A 20581-nucleotide genomic window follows, 5' to 3' on the forward strand; every position below is an offset into this window, starting at 1 on the left:
TGGCCGGGCTGGTGGTGCTAACGGTTCTGCCGCAAGTCGGCGAGCTTTCGGGTCAGGTCCATGGATGCACGCCGCAGGTGGCCGGACTGGCACGGGTGGCGTTTCTTCGGTTCCTTTTTCAGTACCTTGCGCAGCGCGTGGGCGGCGCGTAGGCACTTGACCAGTTCCAAAATCGTCTTATCGAGGGTGTGAGCTTTCATGGCTGAGGCTCCTTTGGTGGTGGCGGCACGGGCACACATTTCGGGCAAGCGCACACGCCGATGCGCCGGCCGGTTGATTTGCAGTAGGTCGGGGTATTCATGAGCAAGGCCGGCCCGGTGGTGTGGGCGAGGGTTATCGGGTAGGTTCTCTGGCTGGCAGATCGCCATGGAAAAAGGGGCTGTGTATGAAGTGCTACATCTGCAACGAACAGGCTGAAAAGGTTGAGTCGGGCCGGGACGCGGACCTGGTGGACTGCGATGCGTGTGGGCCTTACAGCGTCAGCGGGTCGGCGCTTGCTGAAATGAGAGCCAACGTGTTTGTGTTCAACATCCGGCGCGCCCGAGACTGGTTGCAGGCTGAGCGCGCAGCCGGCGAGCAGCGCCCCATGATCCACTCCCAGCTTGGGCTGTGGGACTGAGCCGAATAAGGCAGCTATTCGGCTCATGGTTTCGCTGCCTGTTCAATTTGCTTGATGAGGTCGCGCGTCCAGTTCAGGCAGGCACCAAGGATGAGGGCGATGGTGCGTTGGCTTTTGTTCTCGGCCAGCAGTTCGCGAACCACCTCGATCGGTGGCTTGCCCCATTCATCTTCGATTACCTGAGCGCGAGACACCTTGCGCGACCGTGATTCGTCGACCGGTGTGGATAGCGCTTCTTCGAGCGTCATCCCGTTGCCAAGCCTGGTCTGCAAGGTGTGCTGGTTGATGCGGTGTTTGATGGCCACGTCGAGGGTGGCGCGCGGTGCCTGGCGGCAACGTGCCATGCCGATGGCCTGATCGACCGTCATGCCCGACCGCACGCGAGCGCGCACGGTGTTGGGTGAGATACCAGCGGCACGGGCGCGGGCTGCCATGTTGTTTTCTGGGTCGAATTGGTTGCGCCGGCTCATGCAACCTCCCGCGCAGCCCAAGCACCTACGCGCTCATAGATGCGATGGGCATGTTCTTCGTCGAGTGACACGCTGTCGGGAATGGCTATCCATGCATGGCCGATGACGTGCTTCTGGTTGCACGACGCGATCAGGTCTTTGATTGGCTGCTCGAACAGGTCCGGCATGCGAGTGATTACGTGTATCCCGCTCAGCTCGTACTCAATCGACTTCGCCCAGCGCTTCTCGCCGTCCTGGCAGATTGCTGACAGGTAGATCGTCCAGTGGTGTGCTATGTCGCAAAGGGCATTGGCCACCTGGCGGCTAATGATCTGGCCCAGGTTGCCGTAGTTGAGCATCACCTGAACCTCTGAAACGCTGGCGTCGACGATGCAGGCTTTGTTCTGGCGCAGCAGGCCGCGCATGGTTCGCTCAAGGCGTGCGCGGCTGTTGTTGGGTTTGCGCTTTTTCATACGGCACGCTCCAGCTCGCGCTGAATGCGCCGGCCGATCCAGCGAACAACCGGTACTGCCTTGCTGTTACCGATCGCCTTGTAGCGCGGGCCGTCCGGGCATTCATCCTCAGCCTTACCGCGCCAGGGGATCAGCGTGTAATCGTCCTTGAAGCCCTGGAGGCGCTCGCACTCGGTTGGGGTTAATCGGCGGACTGCTGAGCTGATCAGTGCGTGGGGCTTATCACCGCCGCCCGTGCTGGCGCGAAGGGTGCCGGCTACATCGTCGCCAAGCTCTGCTGTTGCGCCGCCTTCCCGGCCACGCAGGGCGACCGAGACAATCGGCTGGCCTCGGCCTGTGCCGTCCTCGCTGCCATCGAAGCCATCGGCTTTCAGTGTGTGGGTTATTTCACCGGTAACGCATACAGCGTGCTGGCTGGCCTGATCCAGTGTGTACATCGGCGCTTCGCTGGATATACCGAGGCCGTTTTGATCCTTCCCGCGTGTAGCGTTCTGGATGGCAAAAATCGCATTCTCCTGGCCATGGTTCCGGCCAAGCGGATGGGCTTGGTCAATTTGAATGTCTGGGTCTTGGGTGCCGTGCACGACCAGCAGGCCCGCTGCGGCATCTTGATTGGTAGCGCTGCCAGCAGCTTTCCCGTTTGCCTGCAACGTGCCAGCGGTAAGCGGTATGTCGTCGTGGCTGTAGCCGCCACGCTTACGGCCGCCACCGGCAATTGTCGGGGCTACGCAGAAGGTTTCCGATGCGAAGTCATTGCGCAGGCCGTGGGCATTCAGCGCGCCGGCTTGGAACAGGCTGCCGCTTTGGTTCTCGCCACCGAACGCCGGTATGCCGGCCATCACCTCAACGCTCGGACCTTCGTCACCTTCGCAATCTGGACAGCCCCAAGCACCAAGGTTCAGGTCGTGGATGTGTCCGCATCCGCACTGGAGCGCAGGGCCGAATGGAGCGCGTCCGGCAATGTCTTGCCCCTCGCCTCGGCGCGGCGCAGTATCCCGGCGCACGCCTTCGGGCTCAAAAAGTACCGCAGCGGGATCGAACCCTGCTCGAGCACTTGCGACAACGAACACACGGCGGCGTCGTTGGGCCAGGCCGAAATATTGGGCATCCAGCACCCGCCATGCGGCTGATCGCTTGGGACCATACACACAACCAGCGTCCGTCCATTTTCCCCCTGAAGGCTGGAGCGCATCGGATTCGCCCACCAGGGCACCAAGGAAGCAGCCGAACGCATTGCCTTTGTCCGAGAGGACGCCGGGGACGTTTTCCCAGACGGCGACACACTCTGGGTCTCCGTCGCTGGTCCGAACATGGTCAATTGCATCTATAAGCTCCACGTAGCTGATGGTCAGTGCGCCTCGCTCACCAGCAAGTCCTGCGCGCATGCCGGCGACGCTAAAGTCCTGACAGGGCGTACCCCCAACAGTCACTGCTGGGGCAGGAATAAGACGCGATAGAATTTTCTGGGCAAGTTTGGTCATGTCGCCGTGATTGGTGACCTTTGGCCAGCGATGTGCCAGGACGGCAGAAGGGAAGGGCTCAATCTCGGCGAACCATTCCGCTTTCCAGCCCAGCGGGTGCCAGGCGCAAGTTGCGGCCTCGATGCCGCTGCAAACGGAACCGTAGGTGATGGTCACGCCGCACCTTCCTGCTGCTCGGCCTGCTCAGCTTCAAGCAGGTCGAATAGCCCAGGCATGCTCTGTTCTTCGTCGGCGGCCTTGCAGTAGCCGGCGCCGTCGAGGAAATAGCGGGGGTTGAGTTCGGAGGCGATCGCTTTGCGCTTGAGTTTCATCGCGCAGTAGGGGACGGTCATGATCCCGCCGAAGGGATCGAAGACGGTTTCGCCTTCCATGGAGTACTGGACGATGGCCCGGTCTACTATGTCGAACTGCAGGGGGCAGAGGTGCATTTCCTGGCCCTTGCTGTACTGCTGGGCATTGAGGGTGCGCATGCGGGCGATATCGGTCCACACGTCCGGATGCCAGGACTGTGGCGGCAGCAGCATGAAACCGGTGGGCAGCTTGCCGGATACTTCCAGGGCTTCGCCGATGCTGACGTGGTGCTCGAAGTCGTAGATGTTGGCCAGGCTGTACTCGCGGTAGAGCTTGAACATCACGTCATGCGGGATGCCTTCGAAGTCCGCTTCGGTCAGCGGGCGGTTGCCGTTGCTGCGGGTGAAACCGTGTGCGTCGAACTGCCAGCGTGCACGGCTGTAGCCGTTGTCGCGGGTGATGGTCAGTTTCTTGTCCATGGCGAAGGGCACGATCTGGCCGTTTTCGTCGATGCACAGGGGCTTGGCCTTGACCACGGGCACGTCGCCGTAGGCGTTGCTGGTGTCGGTTGGTGGCTTGCGGAAGATCAGCAGGTACTCGGGCATGCCGACGCCCATCTTCGTACCGTCCTTACATTGCTCGGTCCAGCTGAGGCGGTAGGTCTGGGCGTTCTCGCGCACCACGTCGGTGACGATGGTTTTCATGCCCATGTAGCCCCAGCCGTGCTTGATGAAGTGGGCGACTACCTGCATGTGGAAGGGGTAAACGGTCTGGAAGCCGAGGCCGGTCATGCCGCCCGGGACGATGCGGTCTTTGACGTGGATGCAGGCCAGGCGCCCGGGGATGGTTGCCCGCAGCAGCTCTGGGGTCAGGTAGTCCATCTGCTGAAAGAAATGGTCGTTGTCGTCGGTGTGGCCGAAGTCGGCGTAGTTCGGCGAGTACTCGTACTGCGTGCTGAAGGGGATGCTGGTAACCGTCAGGTGGATGCTGTTGTCTGGCAGGCGGCGGGCTTCTTCTACGCAATCGTTATTGACGATGCGGTAGTTCTTGCCGGTGATTTCTACGCGCTCAACGCCCAGCGAGCGGGTGAGGGTCTGCGCCATGGCAGCGGTAGAGAGGCCGTACTGCTTAATGATTTCGGTCATTTTCTGCACCATGGTGTTGTGCTGTGCCCACTTGCGTTCCAGCTGGCGGCGAATGTCGCGCTCGGCCTCGGTGTAAATCAGGTCGATGCGAACCGGCCTGGTTTGCAGGAAGCGCTGGATGCGGTGAACGGACTGGATGAAGTCGTTAAATTTGAAGCCGATGCCGAGGTACACGGCCCAGGCGCAGTGGCGCTGGAAGTTGCAGCCGCTGCCGGCGATCACTGGCTTGGCGGCCAGTTCCTGAAATTCACCGTCGCTGAACTGGACAATGGCGCGCTCGCGCTCATCCAGATCCTGGCTGCCGTACACGCTGATGGCGGTTGGAATGGCGGCCTCGATCGCGTGGCGCTCGGCTTCGAGGTCGTGCCAGATGATGCGGTGGGCGTCTGGATCTTCTGCGCGAATCTCCATCAGCTTGGTGATACGGGCGGACAGGCTCTCGCGCTTCTCCGCTGCAGCGTCTTGCACGCCAATGGCGGTGTTACGCAGCAGGCGGCCCTGGCCATTGCGCTCATTGCCGGCGTGGGAGTGATCGGACGGCACCTCATGCCAGCGAATGTCGAGCGCGGGCAGTTCGTAGCCTTCGTCACTGAAACCCAGGTCGCTTGGGCGCTGCACGAAGATCGCCCAGGACGATACCCACATCCAGAACTCGGCTTCTTTGTGCGGGTGGATGGTGAGCTGGTCGGCCTTCTCGCTGTTGCGCTTGAAGAAGCGGGTTTTAGCTTGGCCAACATCCATCACGCCCAGGAATGCGGCGTAGGCGAGCAGTTCGATGTATTCATTCGGGCTTGGTGTGGCAGTGGCCACGTACCGGTACCGGACGCCTTCACCCTTGATGCCGTTGGAGCGATCATCACCAGCAAACAGCGCCATGAACTCGCGGAAGGTCTTCGAACCACCGAAACCACGCAGGCAGCTGGCCTCATCGAGGCTGGCCACGCTGAACAGGCGAGGATCTAGCTTGCCGTCGCGCACCGTCTCGTAGTTGGTGAGGTAGATGGTCTGCTCGTCCTCGACCTCTTCGAAACGGCGGATGAACTTCACCTTGATGCCCAGCTTGGCGGCGTCCGCGTAAAACTCCTGGCGCACGCCGAGCGGGATGGTGATCAGGGCATAGCCCCCGCACAGATCACGGGTGACCCGTACCACTTCCAGCTGCATAAACGACTTGCCCAGGCCAAAGGCGGCAAAGCAGGCCGCCCGGCCCTGGCGCACCAACCAGGTGGCTATGGCGCGCTGGTGTGGCTTGAGCATCGGATTGAAGACGGACGGGTCCACTTCGAAGCCTTGCGGCTCAGCGAGGCGCACCTTTTTGCGCAGGAAGTCGTGATAGGCAGTCATTGCTGGGCCGCCTCCTGCTGGTGGCCCAGGCAATAGCCCTTGGCGTCGAAGTTGTCGCAGCCGATGGGCATGACCTCGAAACCCTTGGCTGACAGCTCAAAGGCACGCTGCAGCACTTCCTCGCCTGACAGACTGCGGCCGGTGGCCGCGTCCTTCAGCATGCTGTCCAGGTTTCTTGGTGCGCGGGCGTGGCGGATGATGCCGTTGCCGATATCGATGGCGCAGTGGTGGGTGGTCAATTGATCACCTCACGCGAGCCGTTGCTATTCATTGCGGTGACAATGCCGGCCATTTGCATGGCTTCGATCAGGCGGGCGGCGCGGTTGTAGCCGATCTTCAGCTTGCGTTGGACGGCGCTGATGCTGGCGCGACGCGATGCCTGGACGAAGGCAACGGCATCGGCATAGAGCGGGTCGCTGTCGTCGTCAGCATGGCTCTGCTGAACACCGGGAAAGTGCAGAGTGGCGGTGATGCCGTCACCAACGCCAAGCAACTTGGTTACATTGATTCCGCCATCCTCTGTTGTTGTGTGCTCGCCCAGCCCTTGCGGAAAGTCTTCGCCGCCCAGCGCTTCGAGCAGCGCCGGCAGAAAATCGGTGAAGGTGAGCATCATCAGAACGAAGCTGGCGTCTTGCTGGGAAAGGTCGTCATCGCCGCCGTCCTGGGTTGCTTGGGTTTGCAGGAGGTCGTTGAAGCGAAGGCCGGAAACGGCCAGGCCGTCATCGATGACGAAGCTGAGCTTGTCCTGCCAGCCAACGGCCAGTTTGGTGACCTGCTTGCCGGCACTGAGGTGCACCTGGATTTCGTCGCCAGTCAGATCCTGGTGCTTGGCGGTGATGCTGCCGCCGTCGTCGTGGGCGTCACGCAGCAGGGCCTGGTCGAGGACGTGGAAGTCTGGTGCAGCCTGTTGTTGCTTGAGCCAATCGGTGAAGGTGGCGGTCGGTGCGATTTTCACGGTGGCCGGGCGCACCGGCAGGCTGCCCAGGCATTCGCGCAGGGTGGACAGCAGATCCTCGGCCTGTTTGGCGCTGGTGGTGTCGATAAGGATCAGGCCTTCGCTGGGCATGATGGCGGCGTAGGTGACACGCTTGCGGCTGAAGGCGCGTGGCAGCAGCTCTTGAATCAGATCGTCCTTGAGTTGGTCGCGCTCCTTTTTGTAGACCTTGCGCAGCTGCTCGGCCTCGATCGCGTCGACCTTCTCTTTCAGGGCATCGCGTACAACGCTGCCAGGCAGAATGCGCTCTTCCTTGCGGGCGGCGATCAGCAGGTACCCGCTGCTGCAGTGCACCAGTGGGGCGTCTTCACCTTTGGCCAGTGGCGGGATAAAACCGTAGGTGGATATTTCCTGATTGCCGCAGGCGCGGGCTGGCTTGGTGGCCAGAGAATCGTCCAGCACGAACTCGATTGGTTTTACCGAGTCGTCAAATTTGTTGAGGTTGATGCGGTCGAGGAACGCCGGCACAGATTGGGTAAGGCGATAGATCAGTAGGCTACGGAACCACATGGCGATGCTCCTATTCGGCTTTCTTGAAGGTGATGTTGTGGGCGCGGCTCATGCGGTCGAGGCGATCGCAGCCGATTTTCAGTTGGCGTGAAGCGGCGTAACGCGAGAGGCCGAGGTCAGCCATGGCGCGGGCGCGCTCTACCAGCGCGGTGTCGTCGGCGGTGGTGCCGTGTGGGCGGCCAGAGCGACGGGCCTGCTTTTGCGATTGCTCTTCGCGGCGGGCCTGGGTGATGACGGTCATGTCGCCCGCAGTCCACTGGCCGTTGGCCAGCGGACGCGGTTCGATGGGTGACTCGATAACCTGCACGGCCCCGGCTTCTGCCAGCATGGCGGCGAGCCAGCGGCGGTCGGCATCCTTGGATGACAGGGTCGGCAGGTTGAGTGTTGTTTCGTGGTGCATGGCGGTTCTCCTTTGATCAGGCCTGGCGGCGGCCGGCAGTGGTCATGAAGTGCTTGCAGATGGTTTGTGCTTGGGCACAGCGTTCGATATCGAAGAGGCCGAAGTGGCATTCGCTGGCCTGGATGCCGAGCTGGCGGGTGAGCCAGGCATAGGCGCCGCTGCGGGTCATGTGGCCTTCTCGCCAGATCCGTTCGAATACGGCCTTGCTGCTATTTCTGGCATTGCGCATGGGCTTGGTTGCCAGCGTGCCGAGTGGCAGGTCGGTACCCGGATGCAGGCCTACAGAGGCAAAGCAGTCGCGGCAGAGATAGGCGTAGGGCCAATCACCAAAGGAGCGGCCGCCGTAGATTTCCGAGTTCTCAACCAGGTGCACGCGGGTACCGCTGCAGCAGTTGCAGGTGGTCGGGATCGGGAGGGCGTCTTTCACCCGGCGAAGCGCGCGGCGGCTGACCACTGGCAGTGGGGCCGGCGCGACAATTGGTGCAGGGCTGTTGGCGCGTGGATCGATCATGGCAGCAGCTCCCGGTGATCAGGCTGCGACCGGCATGGTCACGCCATGCAGGGCGAAGTAGATGCGGGCGCAGGCCTGGGCGTCGGGCATGGCGCGGTGCGCTTCCACCAGGTCTTCACCGGTGAAGTGCTTGTAGGCTTCAGCCAGGGTTGGCAACTTGCCCAGGCAAACTGGAACGCGCGAGCTGTAGCAGGTGCAGTACTTCTCGGTGGTTTCCTTGAAGCTGTCGGCCAGCTCTTTGCTGTGATAGCGCGACATGGCGATGCGGATGATCCGGTCATCGAAAGTGGCGTTGTGGGCGGCGCGGATGCCGGCACGGGCATGCAGAGCCAGGAAGCCGTCGAGGGCTTCAATCTCTGGAATACCCTCGTCCATGGCCTGTTCGTGGGTGATGCCGTGGATGGCGGTATTTTCCGGGGTGATTACCCAGCCGTTAGGGCGGACGATCGCCTGGTAGCGGTCAATCACGTTGCCTTCTGCATCGCACAGCAGGCTGGCAATCTCGACGATGTGCGGCTGGTGGCCGGCTTCGCTGGGGTTTTTCCAGTCAGGAATGCCGGTGCTCTCGGTGTCGAATACGTTGGTCAGTGCGGACATTTCAGTTTCCTTGGGCAAAAGGAGCCCCAACCCACGCCGATTGGCCGGCGTGGTGGGTAACTCAGGGTTGGTTAAGCTGCTTGTGAGGCCGGTACCGGCTCAGCGACTACGCCGGCCAATTGCAGGGCCTGGCGCTTGTCGTTGGCTAGGCTGTCCAGCGCGGCCTGGTCGATGATCAGCAGATCCTCGGTGCCGAAGCCGGCGGCGATGGCGGCGATCAGGGCGCTCTTGTCGGTGACGACTGCACGCCACTGGCGGTTGTCGGGTTTCGCCTTGCTGGCGGGCACTGCTGGCTGCTCGGCCGGCGCAGCTGCGACAGGGGCAGCCACCGCAACAGGTGCTGCTGGCTCGTCAATGACGACTGGGTCAGCTGCTGGTGCTGGCTGATTGAGGGCGGCCTGGGCGCGCTCCAGGGCTTCGCGCTGCTGGCGTACTTCTTCCTGCTGGCGCTGGATTTCCTGCTGCTGGCGCGCCAATTCGTCCTGTTGACGTTGGATTTCCTGCTGCTGGGCTTCTTGCTCGCGGCGCAGCTCGGCATTCTGTGCCTCGATGCGCTTGTTCTCAGCCTCCGCTGCTTCGAGGGCGAGGCGGTCGGTGAGCATCTGCGCCAACTCATCCAAAGCGGTTTGGCGAGCTGCTACGGCCTCTTTGGTTAGGTCGTAGAAGTCGTGCATGGCGTCGATTTCACCAACACGGTCGAGCATGTCGGCAATTTCTTTAGAAGACTTGCCGCGCACCTGACCAGGCATGGCCTTGATGGCGTCGACCTTCACCTGCAGGCGAGCGATACGCTCTTGGCGCTCGCGCTCGATACGGTCGTCCACTTCCTTTTTGGCGACTTTCATCGGCTCTTCCAGCTTCTCCAACTCGCTGGTGATGCGTTTGGCTTCAGCGTCGATGATCTTGCCTGCCTGCAGGTATGGGTCTTTTACACGTTTGCGGGCTGCTTCAAGGGTGGTGCGGAAGGTGGTCAGCTCTTTGATGCCAGCCTTGACCAGCTCATAGCCTTCACTGGTGTTTACGTCTGGCAGAACTGCGTACTTATCGCGCAGCATGGCCAGGGCGGCGTCGGTTTGGGTGTATTCGGCGACCTCTACGGTGCCGTTCTCAAGGTCAACTTTTTCAATGGTCATGGTGCTATTCCTCGGTATTTGCTGGGGCGGGGGTCAGTTCAGCCATGCGTGCGTCGTATGAGGTTTTAATGCGCGCTTCGACTTCGTCAGGGTTGAACTTCACGACAACTGCTTTGGCTCGGGCCTGCTGCACGATTTGTTGGTACATGAGGTGCAGGGCGCGCTCGTTAGGGCAGCGCGGCAGGGCGCTGATCTGGCGGGACAGCCATTCCTTAAATTCGGTTTTTGCGTCATCCAGCACCGAATCGGCATCGCCGGCTTCTTCCAGGCGTCTTTTCAGTTCCAGACCTTCGATGTAGATCGGGTCCTCGAACATGCCCATGTGTACGTCGGCAGAGAAACCAGCCAGAGACAGGCACTTTTTAATGGCGTCGGTGAGGCTCTTTTTCGGAGCGTCGAAGTCGGTCTTGATGCCCCAACTGGTCTTGAAGACATATGGGGTATGGCCGAACTGGGTGATGTAGTTCTTCTTCCCGGCGCGTAGGTACCAGAGCTTGAGAAGAATGGTGTGCATCTGCTCATGACCAATTACGGTGACGCTGTCACTTTTGCCAGTAGTCAGGGGAGCGCCCTGGTCGAAACGGTCGGCCAGAATCTCAAAGCCCCAGCCCTTACCGATGGGGCCGAATACCTCGGTCGCACGCTTCACGATGTACATGCCGTTGATGCTGGTGACATCACGGCCATCGAAATTCTGGGTTTTGGTGTGGGCCATGTCGGTGGTGCAGACTTGATCCCACAACGCCATATTCGGGTTTTGTTTTTCCTGAGCCATGTTTGCTCTCCTTTACGCCACTTTTTCAGCGGTGCGGGCGTTCTTACGTTCTTCAATCCAGTCCTTCACTTCGGCGAGGGACCAGGCAATAGGTGCGCTGCGCGCTTCCGACTCGCTGAGCGGGCAAGACTTCGGGAAGGTCTTGTCTTTCACGCGGCGGTAGATCGAGGTGCGAGACAGGCCGGTCAGCGCCATTACTTCTGGCAGGCGGATCAGCGTGTCTGTGGGTGTTGTTGTGTCCATGGGCTCACCCGTTGGTAATGCGGTCGGCCAGGCCGAGCGCGAAGATGTAGCCGGTGAAAACCACCAGAGCGATAACCAGGCCGCGCCAGAAGACGTAGCGCCTTGCGCGTTGGTAGCGGGTCATGCCGACACCTCGCAGAGCAGTACCCAGAAGCCGTGACGGCGGCAGGTGCTGCGAATTTGCTGAGGCTCGGTAACGCCTGCTGCAATGGCTTTGCGCAGTGCATCGTTGATGCGAGTGCCGGTGAACCGCTTAAGCACAGGCCACCTCCTGAGTCGGACGATTGGCGAGTTCGAGCTGACGGCGGAAATCGTCATGCTCGCGGTCGGTGATCAGTGATTCGGCGTATGCCATTTCGATCATCCCGGTGGCATAGGCGTGATTCACTGCGCGGCGAACCGAGCTGCCGCAGGTGGTGCGCTCAAGGTCAGCAATGGCGCGGTTGATCAACAGGCGGCTGACGTTGCTCATTGCGCGAGCTCCATCTGTGCTTCTGCGGCGACCTTGGCTGCTGCGATGCGGCGATCGACTTCTTGCTCGCAGAACGCTTTGCGGCAGCCTTTCACGTGGGCTTCAAGGTCGGTCAGCGCCTGGTCGAGCAGGCCGGTATCGCCGTGAATCTTCGCCAGGCACAGGGCCATGGTTAGTTCACTGGTCAGGCGCTCAGCGCAGAAGTCAGCGAAGGCGCTGCAGGTCTGCGGGTCTGCGTAACCGATATCGGTCAGCACCAGGCTGCGCATTTCGCTCATCGAGCGTGAGCGGCGTTCGTCCTGGGCGACTGCCTGGTAGTGGCCGGCTTCTTTCGAGCCTGCGTTGCTGATGGCGTGTTGCATGGTGGTGGACCTCTTCGCGTGATGGCCTTTCGGCTTGCGTTGAGGCAAATATAGGTTTGCCTGTTTATTGAGTCAATAGGGGTTCCTATATTTTTTGTGTTCTGTGAATATCGGGGTGTGCCGCTGCCGGAGGCGGGAACGAAAAAGCCCGGCGCTGGGCCGGGCTTTTGAGGGTATTGCTAAATTAGTGGCAGTGACGCACGCCAGTGCTGTGGTCGATATGGCAGCCGTACTGATCGGTGCCGCCACTGTGGGCAACTACCGCGGCTGAGCCGGTGGCGAGCAGGGTGGCGAATAGCAGTGCAGTGAGCTTCTTCATGATCATTCCCTTAGTTGAGGTGCTTCTTGATCCTGGGTTAGCGCCGCACCAATACGCGCCCGACAGCAAAGTTTGCTCAGAAAATAGGCGGGAGTTTTCCGTCTACCACCTGGCCAATGATCTGCACGTTGTCAGTGATCTGCAGTACTGGGAAGGCGTTGTTCAGTGGCTGCAAAAAGCCCATGCCGCCGTCGCGGATGTACTGCTTGAAGGTGGTTTCCCCGGTGCTTAGCAGTTTGGCAATGTAGAACTTGCCGCTGACCAGGTCGAATCCCTCTGGCTTAACCAGGATGCGCATGCCCTGGGTGAACAGCGGCAACATTGATGGGCCTTTAACCTCAAGCCAATAGCCATGGGGGCCGGCTATAACGTCTGAAAGCAGCCAATCCTCTGCATCGCCTGGGGAAAAGTTGTCACAAGACTCCTGCCAGCTTCCTGCCGCAACCCAACTGATCAATGGGTACTCCTGAGATTTCCGATATGGCTGGCGAGTCTCTGCCACGTTGTTCAAGCCGGATTGTGCACCTGCTCCGTTACTTAGCATTTCCCCAATGCCTTCCGACAGCCATATAGGGCTGACTCCGCAGGCGTGGGCGATCTTGGTGCTGTGAGTGGATGCGGCGGATTTACCGCGCTCAAGGTCGGAGATGGATGCTTGTTTGATGCCCACTCTGTCGGCCAGCTCACCCTGGGTGAGCTTTGCGTGGCGGCGAGCAAGCTTGACTCTGTCTTGATATTTCATCGGCTCATTCTATATCGGCGCTCCTATACCCTTGCAAACAGGTGTTCCTATATGTAGATTTATAGGAAGCCCTATGGGAGGGAGTGAGCATGTCAATTTTCGAGAAGCTGGTTAGCCGCTTCGGCAGCCAAGTTAAAGCGGCAGAAGCGCTCGGCGTTAAGCAGGGCACGGTATCCGGCTGGGTGTCTGGAAAGCACGGAATGAGTGCTGTGACAGCAATACGCGCGGAGCGGGTGACGAAGGGCGAATTCAAGGCAGAAGAGCTGTGCCCTGATCTGGAAGGGGCTGCGTAATTTGAGGAATTTTCATGTTTGTCCCAGCCGTAAAAGAAAACGAAATCAAGGCGCGATTCGACGATGAAACCTTGCAGCTGATCCTGGCCCAGTGCCGGAAGCGCAAGGTCGTCCGCGCCGTGTTGGTTCGCCAGATCGTCGAGGCCTGGCTGGCTGAAGAAGAGCGTAAGGCAATTGGCAATGTGGCCTGAAGGCCCTGGGGAGGCCCTGTTGAACACGATACGAACACCTGAAGACGGCGAAACGCTGGTGCAGCAGTCGCTGGGCGAAATGTCGGTACCGGAGCGCGCCAGGCTGGAGCAGTACGCCGCCAGCCTGGGCATCACACCGGAAGCGGCCGTGGTGCAGATCGTTGAGCGGGCCATTAAAGCCGGGGCGATCTGATGGATTGGTTCCGTTGGTGGCACGGCTCAGTGACCGACCCGAAGTTGCAGCGTGTGGCCCGTATGGCCGGCGCGACGGTAGGTGAGGTGATTGCTGTGTGGGCTTGTGTGCTGGAGCGGGCCAGTTCTGTGACGGCTGGTGACGCAGGTGTGACGCAGGGTGACAGGCCAGTGACTCGCGGTGATGTGGTTGGGTTCGATTGTGACGACCACGACGTGCTGCTGGGCTTTGCCGATGGGAAAACCGCGCAGATTTTTGCGGCGTTGGTGGACCGTGGCTTGATCGAGGATCAGCGGATTGCACGCTGGGATGAACGCCAGCCAAAACGCGAAGACTCAAGCGCGGCGCGGACTAGAGAGTATCGCGAGCGGAAAAAGCAGCCTGCAGGCGTGACGACTGGTGACGCAGGTGTGACGCACGGTGACGCCCCAGAAGAGAGTAGAGGAGATAAGAGTAATACCCCCTCTATCCCCCCTGCTGCGAAACCGACCAGGCCGACGAAACCGGTGAAACCTGCTGCGCCTACTGCGAAACCGACACGGGCAAAGGCTAAGCACGCTCTGCAACTGCCGTTTCTGATGACAAGCGAAATGCTGGCGTGGGCCGCTGAAAAGGCGCCGGCCGTAAACCTTGACCGTGAAACCGAGCGGTTTAGCGATCACTTCAAGGGCACTGGTGAGCCCAAGGCCGATTGGCCAGCCACCTGGCGCAACTGGATGCGACGTGCACAGGACGACTTGGAGCGGCGTGGCATGGCCAAGCCGGTGGCGAAAAACCCGAACGATACGACCTGGATTAACGAGGACGACGGTGTATGAAACCCGCGACCGAAGTGCTGAAGACTTTGCCCAACCTGCCCGCTGAGCAGGTGCAGGACATTCGCGCGCGCAAGCCGACTGCGGAGACTGCCCAGATCGTCAACAAGCTGTTTGACGAGCTGAAGAGCATCTTCCCAGCGTGGCGCCAGGCCTGGCCGAACGATGCCGCAGAGAATCGCGCCAAGCGTTCCTGGGTGAAAGGGTTCATGCGCTCGGGGATCAACACCATCGACCAGCTGCGGTACGGCATCGAAGCCTGCCGCGCACTCGAAACCGACTTTGCGCCGAGCGTTGGCAAGTTCGTGAAGCTGTGTGTGCCGACTGCCGAGGATCTGGGCATGCCTGACGAGGAAACCGGCTGGCGTGAGGTGGTGCGCAAATGTGCTAACCCCGGTCACTACGCATGGAGCCATGAGGCTGTGCGCCTGGCTGGCTCTTCGGTGGGTTGGTTCAACCTGCGATGCAGCAGCATTCCTGAAGAAACCCTACGCAAGCGTTTCGGCCATGCGTACTACCAGCTGCGACGCCGGCTATCGATGGGGCTGCCACTGGAAGAACCCCGCCAGGGCATTGAAGACCAGAGCGAAGGCCGTGAATTGACCCCAGAGCAGGCCGATCGCCGTGGCGAGCGTGTGGTGCAGGAATTGATGCGCCGCCAGGGCCTGGACGTTGTAACCGGTGAGCAGGCCCGCCAGCAGCTGCTGACCAAGATGCGCGTGAAGCGAGGTGCCCACCATGAATCTTGAACGCCGCCTGCAGGACTCCCTGCGGAACAACATCGACTGGCTGATAGGTCGCGGCTACGTGCTGTGCCGCGAGGGTGATCTGCTTTTGCTAAGCCGTGGCACTCGCCGAGTGCTGGTGAGCGGCGGACGTTTGGCCGTGATCGGCCGGGGAGGTGCCCAGTGAACACGATTGCTGAACAAGCGCTGGCCAGGGCGATGGCTAAAGGTGCGACACCGGTACCAGCTGCCGCTGTGCTGCCTCCCGCAACAAATGATCCTGTGCCCGCGGTGGTGCCGGTGGAAGTCGTCGGCCACTTCGATCGGCTCGGTTACCTCGAAGGCCGGCGCCATGCGCTCGACATCGTCCGCGATAACACGCTGATGCTGAGCCTGAGGAGTGGTCCCGTGCAAATCATCGATCGCCTGCGCCAGTGCATGCAGAGCAAGCCGGAGAGCTTCGCCATGGGCGTGGGTGACGTTATCGCGATGTTGGAGCTTGAGCAGGATTTGCTGCAGGAGGTGGACCGTGGCTGATCAACGAATCTCCGAGCAGCAACTGCAGGCGCTGGATGAGGCCGATGAGTACTCGCTTCGGCACCACAGCAGCGAGGTCGCGTTACTGATCGAGTCGTACCGGGAAGTCTGCGCTGAGCTTGTTGAGCTTGCTATTGCCCATATCGCTTGCCAGTTGAGCATTGCTGAAAACATACAGCTCAGAGGTAAGGCCGAGTCACTGCGCAAGAACGCCGAGCGGTATTTGTGGCTACGAGACAAGAGCGAGGCATTACACAGTTTCTATCTGAGCACTCCGATATGGATGACCGGTGTTCGCTTTCGTCAAGAGGATGTAGATCGCTCCATTGATGAGGCCATTGCTATTGGGGAGAAGGCAGATGCTTGAAGTCCTGTCTTTCCTCGCTGCCCTGCGCGATGTGCACCCTGATATGGCGCGCTGGGGCCTGCACGGTGGTTGTTTTCGAGTTTATCTGCTGCTCAAGCAGACATTCCCCATGGCGGAAGCCTGGTACGACAGCAATCACGTCATCACCAAGATCGGCGATGCCTTCTACGACATCAGGGGTGAGGTCCAGCCGGAAAGTGAAGTTGGTGCCCGGTACCTGCCAATGGACCCACTGGTGTTCAACCGCGCCTACAGCTGGGAAGGAATGCCACACGCTTTTGCATGCCCGCAAGGGTTCGTAATGATCCACCAGGATCTGCTGGCTGACCTGATGGACCAGGAACCGCTGAACGCTGACCAGCAGGAGCGCCTGCAGAAGTGTTTGCAGGAGGTGGCCCATGGCTGACACAGCGACAGCAACGAAACCTCAGACAGAAAAGGCCAAGACAGCGGCCAAAAAACGCGCCGGCCGCCCGATTTACATGGTCTGGCGCAAGGTGATTGACGAGCAGACAGGCGAAGTGCGCATGGGCCTATGCGCAGACAGCGGCATTGACCAGTTCCTGTGCCGTGAGCGTGAGTACCGCGTCGGCGACGTGGTGCGCTGCGAAATCAAGAAAGCCAGAAATATCAAATTTCATAGGCTGGTCCACGCCCTCGGCCGCCTGGTGAGTGAGCAGATCGACAAGTTCCAGGGCCTGGACGCTCACACCACGATCAAGAAGCTGCAGCTTGATGCTGGCGTTTGCTGCACCTATGAGGCGTTCGACATTCCCGACCTGGGCCGGGTGATGCGCCTGATCCCTGAATCAATCAGCTTCGACTACATGCCAGAGGAACGCTTTCGCGAGTTCTGGCGTGGCATCTGCCAGCACCTGATCGAGAAGTACTGGCCGACACTTACCGAAGAGGCGATCGAGGCAATGACCGACCTCATGCCAGGGGAGCGTGCGCAGTGAGACGCACTGAACTGAAGCGATCGACGCCGCTCAAGGCCAAGGCCAGCGGCATCACTGAGCGCAAGCCCCGCCAGCGCAAGTGCGACAACCCAGCCTGTGACGTGAAATTCACACCCAAGCTGGGGCAAAAGGTCTGCTGCTGGCAGTGCGGCCTGGCGGTTGCTGATCAGCCTGCCAACCAGAAAAAGGCGCGCGTGGCCATTGAGCAACGCGAGCGCCGCGAAATTAAGGTGCGCAAGGAAAAGCTGAGAACCTACGGCGACTACGTGTCAGCGGCAGAGAAGTCTGTAAGGGACTACCGGCGCACCTTCGAGCTATTCATCGGCAGCGGCTGCATGAGCTGCAACAAAGATCAGGCCCAGGTGCAGGCCGAGCAGGGTTGGAAAACCGGTGGTGCATGGGATGCCGGCCATTACCTAGGCAAGGGCGCGCGCCCTGAGCTGCGTCTGGTGGAAAACAACATCTGGCTGCAGTGCAAAGGGTGCAATGGCGGATCAGCCAAGTACGCACGCAAAGGCGAATCGGTGGCCAATAGCTTCCGCATAGGGCTGATCGCCCGCATTGGCCTGGAGGCTGTTGAAGCGCTGGAAGCTGACCACACGCCGAGGCACTACACCAAAGAAGAACTGCAGCAGATCACGGCCTTGTACCGGCTGAAGCTGCGCGAGCTGAAAAAGCAGGAGGCCATGTCGTGAGAGCGCACCGCTACCAGCGCAAAAGCGCACCAGGCCACGGCGCATGGCAGCAGTGCGACCACTGCGGCGCCACCCAGCACAGCGGTTACTACTGGCTGGCCGGCTTCAAGAGCAAAACCGAACCGCCCTGCAATGACGAGCTGACTTTCGGCAGTGAGTGGGCAAACAGCGCAGAGCGCGACCCTGTGGAGAATTGGCGATGAATGAGCAAGTGAAAGAACAGTACGAATCGAAGCTGGCCGGCCAGTGCCAGGGTGTTGCGCGCTGCCTTAGCTACAACGCCGGTAAGCATGAGGGCGATGCCAAGCACACGCTGATTGAGGCGGCCATGCATCTGGATAAGCACGCTGTTCGTGTGCATCGAAAGAGCGACGGGATGCTGATCATTAACGCGCGCGGCAATTCGCGCTTTATGACCCTGCGCGAGCGCCTGGCTATGTGGTTGCTGCGCGGCAAGCTGGAGATCCGGCCATGAGCGTGGGGATGGAGGGTTACGGGCCGAACCCGCGCGTTTACTCAAAGGCCGAATACGACGCTCTGCTACAGCAGGTCGAGGCGCTGGGGAAAACCAATCGCATTCCAGCCGGCCTCTACGCCGAGCTCGAAGCCCTGCGCACTCTCCGCGATACCGTTCGCGTCTACCGCGACAGCTATATGCGCGACGAGATAGAGGACGAGGACAGTTGTGTGTCGGTCGACCAGCACGATGCAGCCTGCAGCGTCCAGGCTGCGCTGGAGAGTGCCCAGGCGCTGGAATGGAAGGGTGCGCCATGAGCAGCAGAGCACGACTGTGGATGTGGGTATGCCTATCGCTGGCGGCCCTGGCGATGATCACGGGGAAGGCTGGCAGTGCCGATATCTTCGCCGCTGCAGCCTTTGTGATTAGGGCCTTGAGCCGGGAGGTGCAGGGTGTCTGATCCAGTGTTCCAGGCCTGGCTGGCCGAGCAATATCGAATATTGCGTGAGCAGGGGCTGATTCGTTGAGCGGGGGAGAGGGTATGACAACGAAACGATCATCGACGCAGATCATTCTGGAAGCTGTGCAGGACCTGCACAACCAGGAGCAGATCGTTACCCGAGAGACGCTGCATGGCCTGACAGGGCTCAAGCTATCCGTGATTGACGACCGTGTTGGCGCGCTGATCGACGATGGCTTGGTGATCCGTGTGCAGCGCGGGGTTTATGTGCCGGCTGAAACGCATCCGCCAGCCAGGGTGATCAGCAAAACGCTGCTGCCCGACGGCACGTCGAAGATTGATATCGGTGACCAGGTGCTGACCCTCACGCCGAAAGAAGATCGGATGCTGGCCCAGCTTTTGGCCGGTGTAGCAATGCAGACAGCGGCGATTGAGGTAGGGCGTCAAGCAGGCTTGCAGGCTGGTGAACTGAGTGGCCGGCTGAACAAAATAGAGCGGGAATTTTCGCGGAATTTGGAGTTAGGCGGTGTGACGGCGCGTGACGCGTCACGGACTGACGGCGTGACGGCGCGTGACGGTGCTGGGCGCGGGAAAAAAACCGGGGCAGACCGTGCTAGAGCCTATCGGGAGCGGAAAAAACTAAATGCCGCCGTGACGGCGCGTGACGCGTCACGGGTGGATAGCGTGACGCCAGCGTGACGCGTTGCGCAGTGAGTTGACGTTATAAATTATGAATTATGAGGAACCACTTATGACCCCGATGACCGTCCACTATGCCCTGCTGCCTGCCGAAGGCGAGGAAGATCCTATCGCTGTGTTCTCGGTCGATATCGACGGTGGCAGTTTGAGCACTGGCTGCGTTGTGCCAGATTCTGATCCGGCCGCGTTGGGGCGATGGCTGGGATCATCTGCAACCACCTGCACATGAATGCGCAGCACTTCCCTGGTGATGATCGCAGCGAGGCCCGTACCGAGCGCCGGCAACTGCACTATGGCAACCGGGAGTTCGGTGGCGCGGTGTCGGCTATCATTGGCGCATTCGATGTAACCTTTACGCCTGAACTGTAGGAGACGACCATGGATCAAGAGATTGCTTTGTTCATAGGTGGGCCGTGCGACGGCGAGCGCCGCAAGGTCTATGTCGGGCAGCCGCGCGTGGAAGCCGTAAAAATTCCTATAAGAAGTACGCTTGATATTGACCGTAATTTGCCTCGGGAAGCGGTTGCGGTTGCGTTTGCCTCTGCCATCTATGATCGCTGTGCTGTCAGGTCGCCGCAGGGGAAAGATACTGCGGTGTATGTCTACGGCGAAATTGACCCGATGGCTGAGCTCATTGCCGGCTACCGCGAGCCTGATGATGCCGGTAAGCGAGAGCAGATCGAAGACCTGGCGCGTAATGATGCCCACGTCCACGCTTGCCTGGCTGCGCTACGCATGGGGCGAATCAACAGTTACCAGAGTGCCCTTGAGGAGATGGTCATTGTGTTGGCGAAGAAATCGGATGAACTCACGAAGCAGCTTATGCAGTTGCACAGCATGACAATCCCAAAGCAGGTGATAACTGACGCTGGGGTTGCCATGATCTTCCAGCCACAAAAGCCTGACCCCCTGTAAGGTTTGAGCCGCGCCACCTCTCACGCGAACACTTGGTATGCCAATCACTCACCCTGTATGAGGCATACCCGATGAAGAAGTACTTTCTCTCCATTGCTGCATCCCTGCTGTTTGCGTGTAGTGCGTTTGCGGCGCCTGAGTCGATCGCTGTAGCGCTGGATCGTTATGACCAGTGCCAGGCGTTGGCTCAGCACTGTGATGCTGCGGTATCGGCCCAGGTGGCCGGCCCACTGCTGCAGTTGCCCAGCCTGGACGCCTACCGAAGCCCGTTGCTGCGCAGTGATATGCGTGTAGCCAGTGCAGGGTTTGTGTTCAACGGTACCGTCGACGTGATTGCGTCTGAGAGTACGGCCCCTTCCTGAGCGATCCTGCGACGAAAGAAAGCCCGCCGATGTGCGGGCTTTCTACTCTCTGA

The 20581-nt window shown here is 60.3% G+C and carries 36 protein-coding genes and 2 pseudogenes; 19 read left to right on the top strand and 19 right to left on the bottom strand.

Going from position 1 to position 20581, the window contains the following annotated elements; translation table 11 throughout:
* Positions 1-17: 17 nt before the first annotated feature.
* Positions 18-200, bottom strand: coding sequence for a hypothetical protein (locus ACSQ17_RS17555; protein ID WP_436069875.1), 183 nt, complete (start codon positions 198-200; stop codon positions 18-20).
* A gap of 185 nt (positions 201-385) precedes the next feature.
* Here ACSQ17_RS17555 and ACSQ17_RS17560 point away from each other — a divergent pair, with 185 nt between their 5' ends.
* Positions 386-619 (top strand): hypothetical protein, encoded by a 234-nt coding sequence (locus tag ACSQ17_RS17560; protein ID WP_436069876.1) that lies wholly within the window; start codon positions 386-388, stop codon positions 617-619.
* A gap of 23 nt (positions 620-642) precedes the next feature.
* On the opposite strand, the gene ACSQ17_RS17565 is transcribed toward ACSQ17_RS17560, so the two are convergent.
* From ACSQ17_RS17565 to ACSQ17_RS17650, 18 genes and pseudogenes are all read right to left on the bottom strand, one after another.
* On the bottom strand, positions 643-1089 hold the full coding sequence (locus tag ACSQ17_RS17565) for a hypothetical protein (protein WP_436069877.1): 447 nt from the start codon (positions 1087-1089) through the stop codon (positions 643-645).
* Positions 1086-1541, bottom strand: a complete 456-nt coding sequence (locus ACSQ17_RS17570) for a hypothetical protein (RefSeq protein ID WP_436069878.1) — start codon at positions 1539-1541, stop codon at positions 1086-1088. The genes ACSQ17_RS17565 and ACSQ17_RS17570 overlap by 4 nt, the downstream gene beginning before the upstream one ends.
* Positions 1538-3178, bottom strand: coding sequence for a DNA cytosine methyltransferase (locus ACSQ17_RS17575; protein ID WP_436069879.1), 1641 nt, complete (start codon positions 3176-3178; stop codon positions 1538-1540). The genes ACSQ17_RS17570 and ACSQ17_RS17575 overlap by 4 nt, the downstream gene beginning before the upstream one ends.
* Complete coding sequence (locus tag ACSQ17_RS17580) at positions 3175-5802, bottom strand: DNA methyltransferase (RefSeq protein WP_436069880.1); 2628 nt, start codon at positions 5800-5802, stop codon at positions 3175-3177. Before ACSQ17_RS17580 ends, ACSQ17_RS17575 begins: the two co-directional genes overlap by 4 nt.
* Positions 5799-6041, bottom strand: coding sequence for a hypothetical protein (locus tag ACSQ17_RS17585; RefSeq protein ID WP_436069881.1), 243 nt, complete (start codon positions 6039-6041; stop codon positions 5799-5801). Before ACSQ17_RS17585 ends, ACSQ17_RS17580 begins: the two co-directional genes overlap by 4 nt.
* Positions 6038-6220: pseudogene (locus tag ACSQ17_RS17590) on the bottom strand (DNA translocase FtsK); the annotation flags it as partial. The pseudogene ACSQ17_RS17590 and the gene ACSQ17_RS17585, both read right to left, overlap by 4 nt.
* A 120-nt stretch (positions 6221-6340) precedes the next feature.
* A pseudogene (gene rdgC / locus ACSQ17_RS17595) lies at positions 6341-7306 on the bottom strand (recombination-associated protein RdgC); the annotation flags it as partial.
* A gap of 10 nt (positions 7307-7316) precedes the next feature.
* Complete coding sequence (locus ACSQ17_RS17600) at positions 7317-7706, bottom strand: hypothetical protein (protein ID WP_436069882.1); 390 nt, start codon at positions 7704-7706, stop codon at positions 7317-7319.
* 16 nt (positions 7707-7722) lie between these two features.
* Positions 7723-8217: a zinc-finger-containing protein gene (locus ACSQ17_RS17605; protein ID WP_436069883.1), complete on the bottom strand. Its 495-nt coding sequence runs from the start codon at positions 8215-8217 to the stop codon at positions 7723-7725.
* Between the two features lie 18 nt (positions 8218-8235).
* Entirely contained in the window at positions 8236-8814 is a 579-nt protein-coding gene (locus ACSQ17_RS17610; RefSeq protein ID WP_436069884.1) for a 3'-5' exonuclease, read from the bottom strand.
* A gap of 71 nt (positions 8815-8885) precedes the next feature.
* On the bottom strand, positions 8886-9947 hold the full coding sequence (locus ACSQ17_RS17615; protein WP_436069885.1) for a hypothetical protein: 1062 nt from the start codon (positions 9945-9947) through the stop codon (positions 8886-8888).
* 4 nt (positions 9948-9951) lie between these two features.
* Positions 9952-10722, bottom strand: a complete 771-nt coding sequence (locus ACSQ17_RS17620) for a hypothetical protein (protein ID WP_436069886.1) — start codon at positions 10720-10722, stop codon at positions 9952-9954.
* Between the two features lie 12 nt (positions 10723-10734).
* Positions 10735-10965, bottom strand: a complete 231-nt coding sequence (locus tag ACSQ17_RS17625) for a helix-turn-helix transcriptional regulator (protein WP_167141359.1) — start codon at positions 10963-10965, stop codon at positions 10735-10737.
* A gap of 120 nt (positions 10966-11085) precedes the next feature.
* Positions 11086-11226, bottom strand: coding sequence for a hypothetical protein (locus ACSQ17_RS17630; RefSeq protein ID WP_167141357.1), 141 nt, complete (start codon positions 11224-11226; stop codon positions 11086-11088).
* Complete coding sequence (locus ACSQ17_RS17635; RefSeq protein WP_436069887.1) at positions 11219-11437, bottom strand: hypothetical protein; 219 nt, start codon at positions 11435-11437, stop codon at positions 11219-11221. Before ACSQ17_RS17635 ends, ACSQ17_RS17630 begins: the two co-directional genes overlap by 8 nt.
* The gene (locus ACSQ17_RS17640) at positions 11434-11799 is read right to left on the bottom strand and encodes a hypothetical protein (RefSeq protein ID WP_436069888.1); all 366 of its coding nucleotides are present in this window, start codon (positions 11797-11799) and stop codon (positions 11434-11436) included. Before ACSQ17_RS17640 ends, ACSQ17_RS17635 begins: the two co-directional genes overlap by 4 nt.
* A 184-nt stretch (positions 11800-11983) precedes the next feature.
* Positions 11984-12118, bottom strand: coding sequence for a YHYH domain-containing protein (locus ACSQ17_RS17645; protein ID WP_436069889.1), 135 nt, complete (start codon positions 12116-12118; stop codon positions 11984-11986).
* Between the two features lie 76 nt (positions 12119-12194).
* Complete coding sequence (locus ACSQ17_RS17650) at positions 12195-12860, bottom strand: helix-turn-helix domain-containing protein (RefSeq protein WP_436069890.1); 666 nt, start codon at positions 12858-12860, stop codon at positions 12195-12197.
* A gap of 89 nt (positions 12861-12949) precedes the next feature.
* Here ACSQ17_RS17650 and ACSQ17_RS17655 point away from each other — a divergent pair, with 89 nt between their 5' ends.
* The 18 genes from ACSQ17_RS17655 to ACSQ17_RS17740 all read left to right on the top strand — a co-directional run bounded on the left by ACSQ17_RS17655 (position 12950) and on the right by ACSQ17_RS17740 (position 20528).
* Positions 12950-13153, top strand: coding sequence for a transcriptional regulator (locus tag ACSQ17_RS17655; RefSeq protein WP_436069891.1), 204 nt, complete (start codon positions 12950-12952; stop codon positions 13151-13153).
* A gap of 14 nt (positions 13154-13167) precedes the next feature.
* The gene (locus tag ACSQ17_RS17660; protein ID WP_436069892.1) at positions 13168-13344 is read left to right on the top strand and encodes a hypothetical protein; all 177 of its coding nucleotides are present in this window, start codon (positions 13168-13170) and stop codon (positions 13342-13344) included.
* Between the two features lie 19 nt (positions 13345-13363).
* Positions 13364-13537, top strand: a complete 174-nt coding sequence (locus tag ACSQ17_RS17665) for a hypothetical protein (RefSeq protein WP_436069893.1) — start codon at positions 13364-13366, stop codon at positions 13535-13537.
* Complete coding sequence (locus tag ACSQ17_RS17670; protein WP_436069894.1) at positions 13537-14355, top strand: hypothetical protein; 819 nt, start codon at positions 13537-13539, stop codon at positions 14353-14355. Before ACSQ17_RS17665 ends, ACSQ17_RS17670 begins: the two co-directional genes overlap by 1 nt.
* Entirely contained in the window at positions 14352-15101 is a 750-nt protein-coding gene (locus ACSQ17_RS17675) for a replication protein P (protein WP_436069895.1), read from the top strand. Before ACSQ17_RS17670 ends, ACSQ17_RS17675 begins: the two co-directional genes overlap by 4 nt.
* Positions 15091-15264 (top strand): hypothetical protein, encoded by a 174-nt coding sequence (locus ACSQ17_RS17680; RefSeq protein WP_436069896.1) that lies wholly within the window; start codon positions 15091-15093, stop codon positions 15262-15264. Before ACSQ17_RS17675 ends, ACSQ17_RS17680 begins: the two co-directional genes overlap by 11 nt.
* Positions 15261-15614, top strand: coding sequence for a hypothetical protein (locus tag ACSQ17_RS17685; protein ID WP_436069897.1), 354 nt, complete (start codon positions 15261-15263; stop codon positions 15612-15614). The genes ACSQ17_RS17680 and ACSQ17_RS17685 overlap by 4 nt, the downstream gene beginning before the upstream one ends.
* On the top strand, positions 15607-15981 hold the full coding sequence (locus tag ACSQ17_RS17690) for a hypothetical protein (RefSeq protein WP_436069898.1): 375 nt from the start codon (positions 15607-15609) through the stop codon (positions 15979-15981). Before ACSQ17_RS17685 ends, ACSQ17_RS17690 begins: the two co-directional genes overlap by 8 nt.
* Complete coding sequence (locus tag ACSQ17_RS17695; RefSeq protein WP_436069899.1) at positions 15974-16387, top strand: hypothetical protein; 414 nt, start codon at positions 15974-15976, stop codon at positions 16385-16387. The genes ACSQ17_RS17690 and ACSQ17_RS17695 overlap by 8 nt, the downstream gene beginning before the upstream one ends.
* On the top strand, positions 16380-16940 hold the full coding sequence (locus ACSQ17_RS17700) for a hypothetical protein (protein ID WP_436069900.1): 561 nt from the start codon (positions 16380-16382) through the stop codon (positions 16938-16940). The genes ACSQ17_RS17695 and ACSQ17_RS17700 overlap by 8 nt, the downstream gene beginning before the upstream one ends.
* A complete protein-coding gene (locus tag ACSQ17_RS17705) occupies positions 16937-17635 on the top strand; it encodes a recombination protein NinG (protein WP_436069901.1) in 699 nt (232 codons plus the stop codon). The genes ACSQ17_RS17700 and ACSQ17_RS17705 overlap by 4 nt, the downstream gene beginning before the upstream one ends.
* Complete coding sequence (locus tag ACSQ17_RS17710) at positions 17632-17838, top strand: hypothetical protein (RefSeq protein ID WP_436069902.1); 207 nt, start codon at positions 17632-17634, stop codon at positions 17836-17838. Before ACSQ17_RS17705 ends, ACSQ17_RS17710 begins: the two co-directional genes overlap by 4 nt.
* On the top strand, positions 17835-18110 hold the full coding sequence (locus ACSQ17_RS17715) for a hypothetical protein (RefSeq protein ID WP_436069903.1): 276 nt from the start codon (positions 17835-17837) through the stop codon (positions 18108-18110). Before ACSQ17_RS17710 ends, ACSQ17_RS17715 begins: the two co-directional genes overlap by 4 nt.
* A complete protein-coding gene (locus tag ACSQ17_RS17720) occupies positions 18107-18409 on the top strand; it encodes a hypothetical protein (RefSeq protein WP_436069904.1) in 303 nt (100 codons plus the stop codon). The genes ACSQ17_RS17715 and ACSQ17_RS17720 overlap by 4 nt, the downstream gene beginning before the upstream one ends.
* A 224-nt stretch (positions 18410-18633) precedes the next feature.
* Entirely contained in the window at positions 18634-19251 is a 618-nt protein-coding gene (locus tag ACSQ17_RS17725) for a hypothetical protein (RefSeq protein ID WP_436069905.1), read from the top strand.
* A gap of 195 nt (positions 19252-19446) precedes the next feature.
* The gene (locus ACSQ17_RS17730; RefSeq protein WP_436069906.1) at positions 19447-19620 is read left to right on the top strand and encodes a hypothetical protein; all 174 of its coding nucleotides are present in this window, start codon (positions 19447-19449) and stop codon (positions 19618-19620) included.
* Between the two features lie 9 nt (positions 19621-19629).
* Complete coding sequence (locus tag ACSQ17_RS17735; RefSeq protein WP_436069907.1) at positions 19630-20166, top strand: hypothetical protein; 537 nt, start codon at positions 19630-19632, stop codon at positions 20164-20166.
* 71 nt (positions 20167-20237) lie between these two features.
* A complete protein-coding gene (locus ACSQ17_RS17740; RefSeq protein WP_339731422.1) occupies positions 20238-20528 on the top strand; it encodes a hypothetical protein in 291 nt (96 codons plus the stop codon).
* Positions 20529-20581: the final 53 nt, after the last annotated feature.

This window comes from Pseudomonas sp. LjRoot71, assembly GCF_964253255.1.
Lineage (GTDB): Bacteria > Pseudomonadota > Gammaproteobacteria > Pseudomonadales > Pseudomonadaceae > Aquipseudomonas.

Bases quoted from the DNA above. Each gene is read 5' to 3' on its own strand.
- ACSQ17_RS17680 (WP_436069896.1), top strand. From the start codon at position 15,091: ATGAATCTTGAACGCCGCCTGCAGGACTCCCTGCGGAACAACATCGAC.
- ACSQ17_RS17655 (WP_436069891.1), top strand. From the start codon at position 12,950: ATGTCAATTTTCGAGAAGCTGGTTAGCCGCTTCGGCAGCCAAGTTAAA.
- ACSQ17_RS17555 (WP_436069875.1), bottom strand. From the start codon at position 200: ATGAAAGCTCACACCCTCGATAAGACGATTTTGGAACTGGTCAAGTGC.
- ACSQ17_RS17620 (WP_436069886.1), bottom strand. From the start codon at position 10,722: ATGGCTCAGGAAAAACAAAACCCGAATATGGCGTTGTGGGATCAAGTC.
- ACSQ17_RS17640 (WP_436069888.1), bottom strand. From the start codon at position 11,799: ATGCAACACGCCATCAGCAACGCAGGCTCGAAAGAAGCCGGCCACTAC.
- ACSQ17_RS17605 (WP_436069883.1), bottom strand. From the start codon at position 8,217: ATGATCGATCCACGCGCCAACAGCCCTGCACCAATTGTCGCGCCGGCC.
- ACSQ17_RS17740 (WP_339731422.1), top strand. From the start codon at position 20,238: ATGAAGAAGTACTTTCTCTCCATTGCTGCATCCCTGCTGTTTGCGTGT.
- ACSQ17_RS17645 (WP_436069889.1), bottom strand. From the start codon at position 12,118: ATGAAGAAGCTCACTGCACTGCTATTCGCCACCCTGCTCGCCACCGGC.
- ACSQ17_RS17735 (WP_436069907.1), top strand. From the start codon at position 19,630: ATGGATCAAGAGATTGCTTTGTTCATAGGTGGGCCGTGCGACGGCGAG.
- ACSQ17_RS17615 (WP_436069885.1), bottom strand. From the start codon at position 9,947: ATGACCATTGAAAAAGTTGACCTTGAGAACGGCACCGTAGAGGTCGCC.
- ACSQ17_RS17715 (WP_436069903.1), top strand. From the start codon at position 17,835: ATGAATGAGCAAGTGAAAGAACAGTACGAATCGAAGCTGGCCGGCCAG.
- ACSQ17_RS17730 (WP_436069906.1), top strand. From the start codon at position 19,447: ATGGCTGGGATCATCTGCAACCACCTGCACATGAATGCGCAGCACTTC.
- ACSQ17_RS17670 (WP_436069894.1), top strand. From the start codon at position 13,537: ATGGATTGGTTCCGTTGGTGGCACGGCTCAGTGACCGACCCGAAGTTG.
- ACSQ17_RS17720 (WP_436069904.1), top strand. From the start codon at position 18,107: ATGAGCGTGGGGATGGAGGGTTACGGGCCGAACCCGCGCGTTTACTCA.
- ACSQ17_RS17700 (WP_436069900.1), top strand. From the start codon at position 16,380: ATGGCTGACACAGCGACAGCAACGAAACCTCAGACAGAAAAGGCCAAG.
- ACSQ17_RS17660 (WP_436069892.1), top strand. From the start codon at position 13,168: ATGTTTGTCCCAGCCGTAAAAGAAAACGAAATCAAGGCGCGATTCGAC.
- ACSQ17_RS17570 (WP_436069878.1), bottom strand. From the start codon at position 1,541: ATGAAAAAGCGCAAACCCAACAACAGCCGCGCACGCCTTGAGCGAACC.
- ACSQ17_RS17560 (WP_436069876.1), top strand. From the start codon at position 386: ATGAAGTGCTACATCTGCAACGAACAGGCTGAAAAGGTTGAGTCGGGC.
- ACSQ17_RS17725 (WP_436069905.1), top strand. From the start codon at position 18,634: ATGACAACGAAACGATCATCGACGCAGATCATTCTGGAAGCTGTGCAG.
- ACSQ17_RS17600 (WP_436069882.1), bottom strand. From the start codon at position 7,706: ATGCACCACGAAACAACACTCAACCTGCCGACCCTGTCATCCAAGGAT.
- ACSQ17_RS17650 (WP_436069890.1), bottom strand. From the start codon at position 12,860: ATGAAATATCAAGACAGAGTCAAGCTTGCTCGCCGCCACGCAAAGCTC.
- ACSQ17_RS17695 (WP_436069899.1), top strand. From the start codon at position 15,974: ATGCTTGAAGTCCTGTCTTTCCTCGCTGCCCTGCGCGATGTGCACCCT.
- ACSQ17_RS17580 (WP_436069880.1), bottom strand. From the start codon at position 5,802: ATGACTGCCTATCACGACTTCCTGCGCAAAAAGGTGCGCCTCGCTGAG.
- ACSQ17_RS17565 (WP_436069877.1), bottom strand. From the start codon at position 1,089: ATGAGCCGGCGCAACCAATTCGACCCAGAAAACAACATGGCAGCCCGC.
- ACSQ17_RS17625 (WP_167141359.1), bottom strand. From the start codon at position 10,965: ATGGACACAACAACACCCACAGACACGCTGATCCGCCTGCCAGAAGTA.
- ACSQ17_RS17635 (WP_436069887.1), bottom strand. From the start codon at position 11,437: ATGAGCAACGTCAGCCGCCTGTTGATCAACCGCGCCATTGCTGACCTT.
- ACSQ17_RS17610 (WP_436069884.1), bottom strand. From the start codon at position 8,814: ATGTCCGCACTGACCAACGTATTCGACACCGAGAGCACCGGCATTCCT.
- ACSQ17_RS17675 (WP_436069895.1), top strand. From the start codon at position 14,352: ATGAAACCCGCGACCGAAGTGCTGAAGACTTTGCCCAACCTGCCCGCT.